The organism is Coprobacillus sp., assembly GCF_984815275.1.
In genome coordinates, this window is record NZ_CFJNYH010000027.1 from 1 (window position 1) to 13,832 (window position 13,832).

Annotated in this window: 13 protein-coding genes, 1 riboswitch and 1 other annotated feature (1 of these 15 running past the window's edge); of the genes, 10 read left to right on the forward strand and 3 right to left on the reverse strand. The window is 31.0% G+C overall.

Annotation, left to right across the window (positions count from 1 at the left end; all coding sequences use genetic code 11):
* The first annotated feature begins 129 nt into the window (after positions 1-129).
* Complete coding sequence (locus AC5M21_RS10480; protein WP_017144141.1) at positions 130-3,024, forward strand: EAL domain-containing protein; 2,895 nt, start codon at positions 130-132, stop codon at positions 3,022-3,024.
* A 219-nt stretch (positions 3,025-3,243) separates the two neighbouring features.
* Positions 3,244-3,495, forward strand: coding sequence for a hypothetical protein (locus AC5M21_RS10485; protein WP_008788201.1), 252 nt, complete (start codon positions 3,244-3,246; stop codon positions 3,493-3,495).
* A 3-nt stretch (positions 3,496-3,498) separates the two neighbouring features.
* On the opposite strand, the gene AC5M21_RS10490 is transcribed toward AC5M21_RS10485, so the two are convergent.
* On the reverse strand, positions 3,499-4,143 hold the full coding sequence (locus AC5M21_RS10490; protein ID WP_008788202.1) for a Crp/Fnr family transcriptional regulator: 645 nt from the start codon (positions 4,141-4,143) through the stop codon (positions 3,499-3,501).
* Between the two features lie 86 nt (positions 4,144-4,229).
* Between AC5M21_RS10490 and AC5M21_RS10495 the strand changes: the two genes are divergently transcribed.
* The 4 genes from AC5M21_RS10495 (at position 4,230) to AC5M21_RS10510 (ending at position 7,732) form a co-directional block, all read left to right on the forward strand.
* The gene (locus AC5M21_RS10495; protein ID WP_017144142.1) at positions 4,230-5,075 is read left to right on the forward strand and encodes a YitT family protein; all 846 of its coding nucleotides are present in this window, start codon (positions 4,230-4,232) and stop codon (positions 5,073-5,075) included.
* Between the two features lie 140 nt (positions 5,076-5,215).
* Positions 5,216-5,779 carry an alkyl hydroperoxide reductase subunit C gene (gene ahpC, locus AC5M21_RS10500; RefSeq protein ID WP_008788204.1) on the forward strand — a complete coding sequence of 188 codons (564 nt, stop codon included), beginning with the start codon at positions 5,216-5,218 and terminating at the stop codon, positions 5,777-5,779.
* A complete protein-coding gene (locus tag AC5M21_RS10505) occupies positions 5,779-7,380 on the forward strand; it encodes an FAD-dependent oxidoreductase (protein WP_017144143.1) in 1,602 nt (533 codons plus the stop codon). The genes ahpC and AC5M21_RS10505 overlap by 1 nt, the downstream gene beginning before the upstream one ends.
* Before the next feature lie 43 nt (positions 7,381-7,423).
* On the forward strand, positions 7,424-7,732 hold the full coding sequence (locus AC5M21_RS10510) for a hypothetical protein (RefSeq protein ID WP_008788206.1): 309 nt from the start codon (positions 7,424-7,426) through the stop codon (positions 7,730-7,732).
* On the opposite strand, the gene AC5M21_RS10515 is transcribed toward AC5M21_RS10510, so the two are convergent.
* Both AC5M21_RS10515 and AC5M21_RS10520 read right to left on the reverse strand, forming a co-directional pair.
* Positions 7,729-8,439, reverse strand: a complete 711-nt coding sequence (locus AC5M21_RS10515) for a DUF2238 domain-containing protein (RefSeq protein ID WP_008788207.1) — start codon at positions 8,437-8,439, stop codon at positions 7,729-7,731. The two genes, AC5M21_RS10510 and AC5M21_RS10515, sit on opposite strands and share 4 nt — an antisense overlap.
* A 40-nt stretch (positions 8,440-8,479) precedes the next feature.
* A complete protein-coding gene (locus AC5M21_RS10520; RefSeq protein WP_008788208.1) occupies positions 8,480-8,968 on the reverse strand; it encodes a DNA-deoxyinosine glycosylase in 489 nt (162 codons plus the stop codon).
* A 121-nt stretch (positions 8,969-9,089) separates the two neighbouring features.
* Positions 9,090-9,209, forward strand: a riboswitch (FMN riboswitch).
* Between the two features lie 63 nt (positions 9,210-9,272).
* On the opposite strand from AC5M21_RS10520, the gene AC5M21_RS10525 reads away from it, so the two are divergent.
* The 4 genes from AC5M21_RS10525 (at position 9,273) to AC5M21_RS10540 (ending at position 13,616) form a co-directional block, all read left to right on the forward strand.
* Positions 9,273-9,920, forward strand: coding sequence for an ECF transporter S component (locus AC5M21_RS10525; RefSeq protein ID WP_008788209.1), 648 nt, complete (start codon positions 9,273-9,275; stop codon positions 9,918-9,920).
* 13 nt (positions 9,921-9,933) lie between these two features.
* A complete protein-coding gene (locus AC5M21_RS10530) occupies positions 9,934-10,392 on the forward strand; it encodes a pyridoxamine 5'-phosphate oxidase family protein (protein ID WP_008788210.1) in 459 nt (152 codons plus the stop codon).
* A gap of 226 nt (positions 10,393-10,618) precedes the next feature.
* Complete coding sequence (locus tag AC5M21_RS10535; RefSeq protein WP_008788211.1) at positions 10,619-11,941, forward strand: NCS2 family permease; 1,323 nt, start codon at positions 10,619-10,621, stop codon at positions 11,939-11,941.
* Positions 11,942-12,116: 175 nt separating this feature from the next.
* Complete coding sequence (locus tag AC5M21_RS10540; protein WP_008788212.1) at positions 12,117-13,616, forward strand: LCP family protein; 1,500 nt, start codon at positions 12,117-12,119, stop codon at positions 13,614-13,616.
* A gap of 59 nt (positions 13,617-13,675) precedes the next feature.
* Positions 13,676-13,832, forward strand: a binding site (T-box leader); it runs 77 nt beyond the window's last position.

Here is a 13,832-nt window from a genome sequence, read left to right on the forward strand (position 1 = left end):
TTATATTTCATACTTTTTCACAATTTACTACTTGACTTTAATATAGTTGTCTTTCTTTTCTGATGTTTCTGTTGAGAGTGTCGAAAAAAATGATATAATGGTAACGAATATGAATAATGGAGGGGACTTATGAAGCAACGGGGGATGAATAAATTATTTGTTTTTATTATAATCATAACTTTTGGCATAAGTCTTTTTTCTTTATTACAGCCGACCTCTGCAAATCATACAATTAAAGTTGGATATATTGATTATCCAGGCTTTTTAGAAAAATCATCATCTGGACAATATGTTGGTTATGGTGCTAAATATTTGGAAGAAGTTTCTCAATATACCAATTGGGATTATGAATTTGTTTTAGATTCATGGGATAATTGTTTAGAAAAACTAAAAACTGGTGAAATTGATTTATTATGCACAGCTCAATATACTGATGAAAGAACACAATATTATGATTATTCACAGTATTCTATTGGTGATGAGTATACTATTGTATATACACGTGAAGATGAGAATATTTATTATCAGGATTATGAAGCTATGAATCACTGCAAGATTGGTTTTTTAAGTAGCAGTTATCAAAATGGTGTTTGGGAGAAATATGCAAAAGAGCATAGTATCGAATATAAATCCCAATATTATACAACAGAGACAGATGTCTTAAATGCTTTATATAATAAGGATGTTGATATGGTTGTTGTTGGAGGTTTGGCTCTACATGAAAATGTGAAAGTTATTGATAAGTTTAATGCTGAACCTTATTATTTTATAACTGCTAAAAATCGTCAGGATATTATGGAGCCTTTAAATGATGCATTGAGTCAAATTTATAATCGCAATCCTTATTTTAATGCATATCTATATGAAGAATTTTACAGTACAAGTGCGTATTCAACACAACCTCTTTTCACAAGAAATGAAGTGGAGTATATTAAGAATGTGCAGTCTATTCCAGTTGGTATTGAAGATGAACTCTATCCATTTTCTTATGATGATGATCAACAGCGTAAGGGAATTTTTATTGAACTTTTAGAAAAAATGTCAGAAAAATCTGGATTATCTTTTAAACCAAATTATTATTTAGAAAAAGAAAAAAATAAAGCAACCTTTATAGAACAATTGCAAAATAAAGATGCTTTATTTATGGGTGTGACAAAGGATGAGTATTCTTTTCATATGAAGTCTCAGTACCATATATCCAAATCTTTTTTAGATGTGAATCAAGTTATGATTGCGAGAAAAAATGAAGTATTTGATAATCAATATACAATTGCATTAACAAAGAATCATACTGGCTATGAATCACAGGTTTATTCAAAATACCCGGATGCAAAAGTCCTTTATTGTGAAAATATGAATGCTTGTTTGAAAGCAGTATATTCAGGGCAAGCAAATATGACTATTGGAGATGCTTATTCAGTCAAATATTATATCCAAAAACTGGGTTTTGAAGATACTTTAGATATTTATAATATTTTATTGGAGCCTATTCAATTATGTTTTGTTGGTCAATTAGATAATAATCCAGTCTTGATGAATATTATTGATAAAACGATAGATAGTTTGTCTAATAAAGAGATTGAAAGAATTGTTCAAACATATACAGTTGGTTTAAAATATGAATATTCATTACTTGATACTATTTACCAAAATAGAACCTCAATAACTTTCGTTGCTTTAGTAATTATTATTATTCTTGTTATTATAGGGCAGTCTATCAAAAAACGTACTGAACTTTTTATGCAAAAACGTGAAACAGAAATTTTAAGAGAAAAAGCGGAACTCGATCGTTTAACTGGGATATATAATCAGTCAACATTTTATGAGAAGGCAAGAGAAATTCTAAATCAAAATGAAGAAGATTTCTGTTTAATATATATGAATATTAATCGTTTTCAAGTTATTAATGATTTATATGGAATTGAAGAGGGTGATAGATTATTAGCTTATATAGGAAAGTATTTAAAAGATTACATGAATAATCATTCTCACACGTTGGTATGTCGATTAACAACTGATCACTTTTTAATATTAACTACACAATCTGAATACAAAAAGAATAAAAAAATAGATATCTTAAAAGACTATCCTTTAGATTTTAACAGTGCTTTACGATTTGGAATATATTTTATTGAAGATAAAAGTTTATCTGTACATATTATGGCAGATAGAGCTGCTATGGCTGCAAAAAGTATTAAAAACAGATATATTAATCAAGCAGAAGTTTATAATGAAGAACAGCGTCAAATCATCTTGCAGGAACAAATGATTATGGATGAAATACAAACTGCTATTCTTCAAGAAGATATTCTTATTTATGTTCAGCCTAAATATGATATTGAAAATAATATGATTATAGGTGGAGAAGCTTTGGTAAGATGGCTACATCCAAAGCATGGACTGATTAGTCCTTCAGTATTTATTCCAGTTTTAGAAAAAAATGGCTTAATTACACAATTAGATGATTTTGTTTGGGAGAAAACATGCCAGTTATTAAGAGAATTAAAAAACATGCATTGTTTATTACCAATATCTATTAATATTTCAAGATTAAATTTTTATCGAAATCATCTCCCGCTTTTATTACTTGATCTTGTTCATAAATATGAACTACAACCACAAGATCTTCATTTAGAAATTACAGAATCTGTTTACTCTAAAGATACAGAAGTTATTTATTCTGTTATAGAAGAATTGCAACAATTAGGATTTGTTATTTTAATGGATGATTTTGGAAGTGGCTATTCATCACTTAGCATGCTTAAAGATGCACCTGTGGATATTATCAAATTAGATATGGGCTTTCTTAGTTTAAAAGATGATATGAAGCGTAGTTATGCAATAATTGAAGCTATTGTTGATCTGTCTTATACTTTAGACCTCTCTCTTATTGTTGAAGGTGTAGAGACAAAGGAGCAAGTTGCATTCTTGCAAAAGATACATGCTCAATATGCACAAGGATATTATTTTTCTAAGCCAGTTCCAGTCAAGGATTATATTAATTTATGTTTAGAGAATCATTAAAAGAGATCATCATGATGATGATTTCTTTATTTTATCTTTTATAAGAAAAATAGTTCGTAAAATTAGACAATTGAATACATCAATGTAGACATTAAAAAACTTGTGTTTATATGGAAAAAAGTGTAAAATATCAGTGTATAAGAGGTGAAATCATATCCAAAATGATAGTTCGTAATTGTCTACATTTTCGAACTGCTATGTAAGGGAGGCAAATCATTTATGATGGTTACAAAAGATATTTTCGAAGATATAGTACTTAAAATACCCAAATGCCAGTATATTTCTGATTTACGTTCTATGATTGAGCGAAATGATGTATTTGATATCATAACTGCTATTGAAAAGATTGAGGCTAATGAATATTCAGTCAAGCAATGGCATGAATTGTATCAATATTTATTTAAAGAATCGAATTCATTTAAAACTGCTGAAGATATTAAAGATTATATATTAAGTTTATTGAAGAAATAAGCATCATCTCTTTTGAAGAAGTTGAGATAATGCTTTTTTATTAATAACATGTATTTTTTTGTAATTAATTATAATATATTTCTTTTTTACAAATTCATTAAGAACTTTTGTTACAGTTACACGAGATAATCCAACAAGTGAAGCGATTTCTTCATGGGTATAAGGGAGAGTGTTATTTATAATATCTTTATTTGGATTATCATGCACAGTTTGTTCAAGCAGGAAAGATGCCACTTTTTCATATCGATCATATGTATAGGCTTTTTTTATGAGAAGAGAGAGATGATCACAAGTTTGCGACATCAATTGTAAAAGAGAAATGGTTAATTCTTTAGATTCATTAAGATAAGGATATAAATCATCTAGATGACAAGAAATGAGTTCAACATTTGTAATAGCATCAGCAGTTGTTGGGCGCAATGAATTTTGTAAAAAAGATGACTCTCCAAAGATTCTTCCTTTATCTATGATCTCTAAAGTAACTTCTTCACCAGTAGGATTCATGACATATATTCGGACTCTTCCTTTAGTAATTAAATAGAGATTCTTCGCATCATCTTCTTGCATATATATGATTTCCTGAGGTGAATATTTTATTTTTGTACCAGCTTTTTCAAAATAATGAAATAATTCTTCTTTAATTTTCATAAAATCACCACTTTCTTATTTAATTGTAACATAGGTTACAATCTAATAAAAGGAGATATGATAAAGTCTTGCACGAGGTGAGGCGTATGAAACAAAAATTATTACATATTGTTTATATTGTTGTGGGAAATATTTTGATTGCTTTCGCATTGAGTACATTGTTATTAGAGAATAATATTATTGCTGGTGGTGTTTCAGGGATAGGTATTATTTTTAATCATTATTTTGGTTTGAGTATTTCTCTTAGTGTGGGAATTCTTAATGTTTGCCTATTTGTATTAGGTTTCTTATTTTTAGGAAAAGTATTTGCAATGACAACACTTGTTTCTACATTTTTGTTTCCATTCCTATTAGAATTTTTTGAGAGTCAACCAGTTTTTCATCATTATTTAAATGATCCATTACTAGCTTCTATTATCGCAGGATGTTTAATCGGAATTGGTGTAGGCTTGGTCTTAAAAGCAAATGCTTCAACAGGTGGAGTAGATATTTTAGCCATTCTTCTTCATAGAAAATTTGGTGCACCTGTGCATATTGTTTTAAATATCACAGACTTAACAATTTTGTTATTTCAATTCTCATTCAATGATACAACACATGTTATTTATGGTATTGTGACAGTTATGATGACAACCATTATGTTAAATAAAACATTAACTGCTGGAACAAGTTTAATGCAACTTGTTGTTATAAGTGATTATTATGAAGATATTAAAGATATGATTTTACATGATCATGATGCTGGTGTGACTTTATTAGCGAGTGAAAAAGGTTATACTGAAGAAAATTCTAAACTTGTTTTATCAATATTACCATATCGAAAATTACCAGATATCAAAGAAAAGGTGAATCAAATTGATCCTTTAGCTTTTATGATTGTATCTCATGTTGATGAAGTTGGTGGGAAAGGATTTACTTTAGAAAAGAAGTAAATAAAAGAAAAGCATATGATTTGATTTTAAATAAAATGCATGATAATATATGCACAGTTAGTTAATGCTAACTGTGCGTTTTATTTATTATGAATAAAAATGCTGAATATGTAAAAAATATAAACGGAGGTAGAAATTATATGTCATTAATCGGAAAAGAAATCAATGAGTTTAAAGTTCAATCATTTGTAAATGGTGAATTTAAAGAAGTAAGTAAAGAAGATGTTTTAGGAAAATGGAGTGTATTCTTCTTTTATCCTGCAGACTTTACATTTGTATGTCCTACTGAATTAGAGGATTTAGCAAACAAATATGAAGAGTTCAAAAACATTGACTGTGAAATTTATTCAGTATCATGTGATACTCACTTTGTACACAAAGCTTGGCATGATACATCAAAAACAATTCAAAAAATTCAATATACTATGTTAGCAGATCCAACTGCAACTTTAGCAAAAGATTTTGAAGTGTATATTGAAGCTGATGGATTGGCTGAAAGAGGAACATTTATTGTTAATCCTGAAGGTAAAATTGTTGCTTATGAAGTGATTGCAGGAAATGTTGGACGTAATGCAGATGAGTTATTAAGACGTGTTCAAGCTTCACAGTTTGTTCATGAGCATGGAGATGAAGTTTGTCCAGCAAAATGGAAACCTGGAGAAGAAACATTGAAACCATCATTAGATTTAGTTGGAGTTCTTTAATGAATCAAGTTTATGATGCTATTATTGTTGGAGGGGGTCCTGCGGGACTTTCTTCAGCAATTTATCTTGCAAGAGCAAAATATAGTGTTCTTGTTATAGAACAAGAAAAAATTGGTGGTCAGATTACAATCACATCTGAAGTGGTCAATTATCCAGGAGTTTTAGAAGCATCAGGAAGTTCCTTGACAGAAACAATGCGTAAACAAGCGCAGAAATTTGGAGCTGAGTTTAAAATTGCGCATGTCAAAAGTTTGAATATGGATGGAAATATCAAAACAATTATGACTGACCAGGGTAACTTTCAGGCAATTGGAGTTGTTTTGGCAACAGGGGCAAATCCAAGAAAACTTGGATTCAAAGGTGAAAAAGAATTTCAAGGACGAGGTATTGCCTATTGTGCAACATGTGATGGTGAATTCTTTGAAGGTTGTGAGTTATTTGTGATAGGTGGTGGCTTTGCTGCATGTGAAGAGGCTATTTTCTTAACACAATATGCAACAGAAGTGACAATGATTGTCCGTGAAGAAGATTTTACATGTGCAAAGACGATTGCAGATGAAGTTAGATCACATCCAAAAATTAAAATTATCTTTGAAACTGAGATTATTGAAGCAGGTGGTCAAGGTGTTTTGGAATATGCTGTTTTTAGAGATAATAAAGAGCAGACAACTTGGCGTTATGATGCAAAAAATAATCAACGTTTTGGAATCTTCGTTTTTGCTGGATATGTTCCTGCAAACGACTTATTTAAAAATCAATTAGCATTAAATGATGGTGGATATTTGATAACTGATAAATATCAAAAGACAAATCTTGATGGTGTTTATGGTGCTGGTGATATCTGCGAAAAAGAATTAAGACAAGTTGTAACTGCTGTGAGTGATGGTGCGATTGCTGCAACATCATTAGAAAAATATATCCCTCAAGTCAAATCGCAGCATCATATTGTTACAAAAGAGGTTCAAAAACAAGAAAAAATAGAACATATTGAAACTCATAATCAGCACTTTATTAATGAAGATATCCGTACACAATTACAGCCAATATTTAATAAATTAACAAAAGATATTTATCTTGTTGGTGTTGGATCATCTGATTCATTCTCTCAAGAGTTAAAAAGCTTTATAGAAGAATTCTCTTCTCTTCATGAACGTATTCATGGTGAGTGGAATGATAATGCTGATGAATCTCCACATATTATGCTTTATAATCATCAAAAAAATCCACTTGGGGTCAACTATCATTGTGTTCCAGGTGGCCATGAATTCAATTCTTTTGTTTTAGCTGTATATAATGCTGGAAGTGAAGGGCAAGTTTTGGAAAATGATATTCTTAAAAAAATACATGATCTTCAATCACATCATTTTCAAGTCTTTATTTCTCTTTCTTGTACAATGTGTCCTGACGTTGTACAAGCCTCACAGCGAATAGCTTTAGAGAATCATCAAGTTCAAACAGATATTTACGATTTAGCCCATCATCCTCACTATAAAGAACAATATAATATTATGAGTGTGCCATGTATGGTTATTGATGGACAGAGAGTTGTTTTTGGAAAAAAGAATCTGGAAGATATTCTAGAAATTATTGAGACTGCCTAGACAGTCTCTTTTTATTTGCATATGTTATTTTGAGGTGAACATCATGGAACCATACCGTGAAGATGAGTATTATGATTATGACCCTAATATGACAAGACAAGGGTTCGTTGTGCCATATTGGTTTTGGTGGTGGTTATTTCCACCATTTCCGCCAAGGCCACCGTTTCCACCGGGACCAGGACCAAGGCCACCATTCCCACCAGGACCAGGACCAAGGCCACCGTTTCCACCGGGACCAGGACCAAGGCCACCGTTTCCACCGGGACCAGGACCAAGGCCACCATTCCCACCGGGACCAGGGCCAAGACCGCCAAGACCAATGCCTAGAAATGATGAAGACACAGTTATTTAAACTGTGCCTTTTTCTTTTGCTTTCTTCTGTTTTCTTTCAATTTTTTTATATTCAATTGTTGCAACTACAACTGCACCACCCAAATCTAGCATTAAATCTTTCATTGTGTCAGCAAGAGCCTCATGCCCAACGAGAGGAACATCATCTTTATCATAAAGTGTTGATCGTGTAGATTTCATATATTGTTGGTTATTTGTATGAAAAATGTCATCAACAGTATATTCTCCAATTTCCCAAACAGCTCCAATTGCTAGTGCAACACTAACAACAGTTAAACTCATAAATAAAGGAGATATAGAGAGCGGTATTGTATATTCTTTATCTAGATATTCAATAACAATAAATCCAACATATGCAATAACTACTCCTGAAAAGGCATGAAGGATAGAATCCCAGTAAGGTATTTTTCCATAGAAGTTAAAAACATCACCTAAAATAAAACCACTAAAAGCAAAAGAAATTAAGATAAAGTCAAGAAGATTTGGTATTTGAAAATGATATTTATCTTTAATAAATTGAGGTATTCTTAAAACCAATAACATTCCCAATAACTGAACCATTGTAAAAATTAAACGACCTTTATTGGCATCCTGACGTGTAAATAATAAAAATATTGCAATTCCTAGCATCAAGACAACTAACCAAAAGATTATCTTTCTAGAAATAATCAAATAATAAGGTTTCTTTTCTTTCAATTTTGAATTCATGATATAACCTCCCTAGGCATACTAACATCCTTTTATGAACTTAAGATAAATCATGGTTCAACAATAGTCTCCATGATTCGATTAATTTTTCAAGCGAATAAGTGGCATTGGCTGGAGATGTTGATGGTAAACAAATATCTTCCTTTTGTGTGACTGGAAAAATATATTTTTGGTATAACTGATGTGCTTTTTTACCATTCGTATATATCGTTTCAATAGAAGTTTCTTCGATTAAAGAATTGATATCGTTAACCAGAACATTTTCAATAGAACTATCACTTGAACCAACAATATCACAACTCGCAATAACATCCCATACAGCAATATGGTGTTTTAATAAAAATGCTTTCTTATCCTCAATTGTTTGAAGTTTTAGATCGAATAACTGTTCAAATATTTTCCAAAAACGATTTTGAGGATGATGATAAAAGAATTGCCCCTCACGTGACTTGACTGATGGAAAAGAACCTAAAATTAAAAGATAAGAATCTTTGTTATAAACTGGTTGTATATTATGATATTGTTTCATAACAGAATTTACTCCCTTCTTTTTTTATTTCTTCTATTATATCAATTTACAAATAAAGAAAAAAGGTATATGATTATATATGCAGATGATGTGAATCATTGACCCATCTTTCAAAATTGAATAGAGTCTTTGTGGCAGGGTGTAATTCCCTACCGATGGTAAAAGTCCATGACCCACAATAAGTGGTTGATCTGGTGTGATTCCAGAACCGACGGTAAAGTCCGGATGAGAAAAGACATTTTCTGTGCACGCCTAGACATTTTTTGTATAGGTTATTTTTTTTAGAGAAAGAAGGAGACAGATTATGAAAAACATGAATGTAAAAGAAATGACAACATTGGGAATTTTATCAGCTTTAGCAATGATTTTGAGTTTATTAGCTTTTTTCCCACTTGTTCCAGCAGTACCTTGGCTTACCTATGATCCAAAGGATATAGTGATTGTTATTGGTGGTTTTATTTATGGACCTTTTGCGGCATTTCTCATGAGTTCTATTTGTGCTGTTCTTGAAATTGTTTTTAAAGGAGGCACAATTATTGATGTCATGATGAATATTATTTCCACTTGTGCGTTTGCCTGCGTCGCATCAACAATTTATAAGAAGAATCGAAGTAAAAAAGGTGCTATTATAGGTCTAGTGAGTGGAATTGTGGTTATGACAGTTTGTATGACAATATGGAATTATATTATTACACCCATTTATTATAATATGCCACGAGAGGCAGTCGTTTCTATGTGGTTACCAGGAATTGTTTTGTTTAATATACTAAAAGCCAGTTTGAATGCTGGAATCACTTTATTACTATATAAGAGTGTTGTAACAATTCTTAGAAAGACACATTTGGTGGAAGGACAGGGACAACATGCAAAAAGTTCAGGACTCATTATTATTGGTTTGTTTATTACAATTTCAATCATTTGTGTTGTATTAGCTATTCAAGGCTTAATATAGGAGGAAAAGAGATATGGAATTTAAAGAAGCTGTAGAATTTTTATTTGAAAAATTGGCACCATCAAAAATTATGGCATTAGCATCAAGCGTTGATAATCATGTGATGGTCAGAAATGTAAGTTGTTTAATTTATGACGATGCGATTTATTTTAAAACTGATAAGAATTTTAGAAAAACAAAACAGTTGTATGAAAATCCACGTGTTGCTTTATGTTTTAGTGGTATTCAAGTTGAGGGTGTTGCGACTATAAAAGGTTTAGTAACTGAAGAACCTGAACGTAAATTTGAGAAACTTTATCAAAAGTATTTATGGGGAAGTTATAATGCTTATAGTCATGAAGATACTGAAATTTTGGTTGAAGTGAAACCATCTTTTGTTGAAATTTGGGATACAGATGAGAAAAATAAGGCTTATCAAATCTTTATTGACTTTGATAAGAAAGAAGTTGAATATAAAAAATATGATGAATAATTCCAGACTTATCTGGAATTTTTCTGATTTTAGATATATTATAAGTTGGTCAATAAATATGAAACATAAATAAAGGGTAGGTCAATGAATTGAATATTAAGTAAAATTATGGAAAAGAATGATAATAATTATCAATAAATATGAGTTATGTTGCTATTTTTCTTGTCAAAAAAGTGAAAAAAGGGTACAATTTTAATGTTTTTTGAATAAGGAGAGGAAGGTTGAAATGTTAGAAAAAATCTTTAAATTAAAAGAAAAAGGAACAACTGTTAAAACTGAAGTTTTGGCGGGTGTAACGACTTTCTTAGCAATGGCGTATATCCTAGCTGTAAACCCACAAATGTTAGGTGAGACAGGTATGAGTATACAGGGTGTATTTTTAGCAACTGCTATTAGTAGTGCTGTTGCTACAATCATTATGGGATTACTTGCTAACTATCCAGTTGCATTATCTGCTGGAATGGGAGTAAATGCTTTATTCACATACACAATTTGTTTTGGTATGGGATTAAGCTATCAAGGTGCATTGGCTTGTGTCTTTGTATCAGGTATTATTTTCTTAGTTATTTCTATTACTGGACTAAGAAAGATGATTATTAATGCCATTCCTGCTCAGTTAAAATTAGCAATTGGTGCAGGTATTGGTTTCTTTATTGCATTTATTGGATTAAAGAATGCAGGTATTATCATACCAAGTGAAGCAACAGCTGTTGCATTGGGAAATTTAAAAGATCCAGCGGTTATATTAGCAGTTTTTGGTATCTTAGTTACAATTATTTTATTAGCTAAAAAAGTTCCTGCTGCTGTTTTCTATGGTTTATTAATCACTGCAGTTGCTGGTATTGTGGCTGGGTTGTGTGGTATCAAGGGGATGCCACAATTGCCAACAGGTGTTGTATCTGTTGACTTTGATTTTAGTTTAATTGGAGCATTTGCTTCTGGAATGGAAGAATTACTATCACATCCAAGTTGCATTGTTGCGATTTTCTCACTATTATTTGTAGATTTCTTTGATACAGCTGGAACGTTAGTTGCAGTTACAAATCGTGCTAATTTAATTGATGAAAATGGTGAGTTGGAAAATGTTGATAAGGCATTGTTAGCAGATTCAATTGGAACAGTTTTTGGAGCAACAATGGGAACTTCTACTGTGACATCATTTGTAGAATCTACTTCTGGTGTTGAAGTAGGAGGAAGAACGGGTTTAACTGCTATCACAACTGGAATTCTGTTTCTTTTATCAGTGTTTTTCTCACCATTACTCTCTTGCGTTACAAATGCAGTGACTGCACCAGCATTGGTAGTTGTAGGGATATTAATGGCACAACAACTCAAAGGAATTGACTGGGATAACTTTGTTTTTGCAGCCAGTGGATTTATGACAGTTATTTTCATGATTTTGGCATATTCTATTTCTGATGGAATTGCTATTGGATTTATTACATATGCTTTAGCAATGATTGGTGTAGGTAAAGCAAAAGAAGTCAAACCAATTGTTTGGATATTGGTTCTTTGTTTTGTTGTTTTCCTAGTATTCTTACCAAAATAGACATTCTTAGGGATGTCTATTTTTTCACACAAAATTCATAACTTTAGTTTATAATACTCATGTTTGATGAATACTAAATATACAAAAATCTTTGTCTTCTTGAAAATATATTTGTATTTATAAGATGAGTGTGTATAATAATAGTGTTGTCGAATGTGTAGAAAAGAGGTTAGTTATGAAAAAAATAATATCAAGAAGATTGCTATTTATCTTAACAATAATCGCAGCTATCTTTTTTAGTTTTGTAATGTTTGAATTACAGGTTCTACCATTAAAATACTATATACCATTAGTGGTTATGATTTTTTTGGGCGCTTTTTTACTTTATCGTGGTGAAAAAGATAAACATAATCAACATTCTATAAAAGTGACTTTATTAAAGTTTGTAAATGTTATTTTAGCAGTTTTATTAGTTGTTGGTTCTTTGTATGCAATGAAGGGTTCTGATTTCTTAGCTGCTATTACTGGTGGAGGAGATCAGACAATTGAAATGCATGTTGCTGTTCTTAAAGATTCCCCATATCAATCATTAAATGATTTAAAAGGTAAACCATTTGGTGCTAATACTATAGATGCTGTGAATATTAATAAGACAGAAGCAGCTATTGAAGATGAGATTGGTGATATTGATGTGACTGCTGCTTCTTCGTATGAGCAATTAATCAATTCATTAAATCAAAAAAGTGTTGAAGCAATTATTATTAAAGCAGTAGACTTAGAATCCTTAGATGATATAGAGAAAGGTTTTAATGAAAAAATAAGAACTGTGAAAAAAATAGAATTAAAGATTCCTAGTGTATCTGCAAACAGTGCTAAAGTGACAAAAGAACCTTTCCATATCCTTATTAGTGGAACTGATAAAGAAGGACCAATTGGAACATTTGCTTTATCAGATGTGAATATGATTGCAACTATCAATCCCACAACGAAGCAAGTTTTATTAACGAGTATTCCTAGAGATTATTTTGTTGATATTATTGGTATGGATGGTGTGAGTGGTAAAGATAAGTTAACACATAGTGCCAAAGGTGGTATGCAATGTACAATTCAAACAATAGAAAATTTTATGGGAATTAAGTTTAACTATTATGCTAAATTTAACTTTACATCATTTATGAATGTTGTTGATGCATTGGGTGGAATTGATGTCAAAGTTCCTAAGTATCAAGTCATTGGTAGAGATGATGGTGTTTTTGTCACAAAGAAAGGTAAATATACAATTAAACCTGGTGAGAATCATTTTAATGCCAAACAAGCTCTGTCTTTTGTCAGAGAAAGAAAAGCATTTGTTGAAGGTGATACCATTCGTGGAAAAAATCAAATGCTCATGTTAAAAGCCATTTTGAAGAAATGTACTTCAGCAAGTATTATCACAAAGATGGATGGTGTTTTTGAATCTTTATCTGACAGTTTTGAAACAAATATGGAAGCAAAAGAAGTAAAATCATTAATCAATATGCAAATTGATGATATGGCTTCTTGGGATGTTCAATCTTATCATTTAGATGGTGATGGATCTCAAAGAACAAAAACTTTAGCAACTGTTGGTGACGTGACTAAGGTGAATCCGTTAGGAATGTTTATAACTATTCCAGATCAGACATCAATTGATCAGGCTAAACAATATCTTCAATCTGTAATGAACAATGAGATTATTAAAGTTAAAGATGAATAGACCTTCAAATTTGAAGGTCTATTTTCTTGACTTTATGCATATAATTCTATAAAATATGATTAAATACAAAGAAAAGAAAGAGTAAATGTTATAAACAATTGTAGAGAATTCTTGGTTGGTGAAAAAGAATATTGCGTTAATATTGAATACATCTTGGAGTAGACGGTTGAATAAAGTAGGCTGGTTCGGATACACCCGTTATCGTGTTAGAGTATG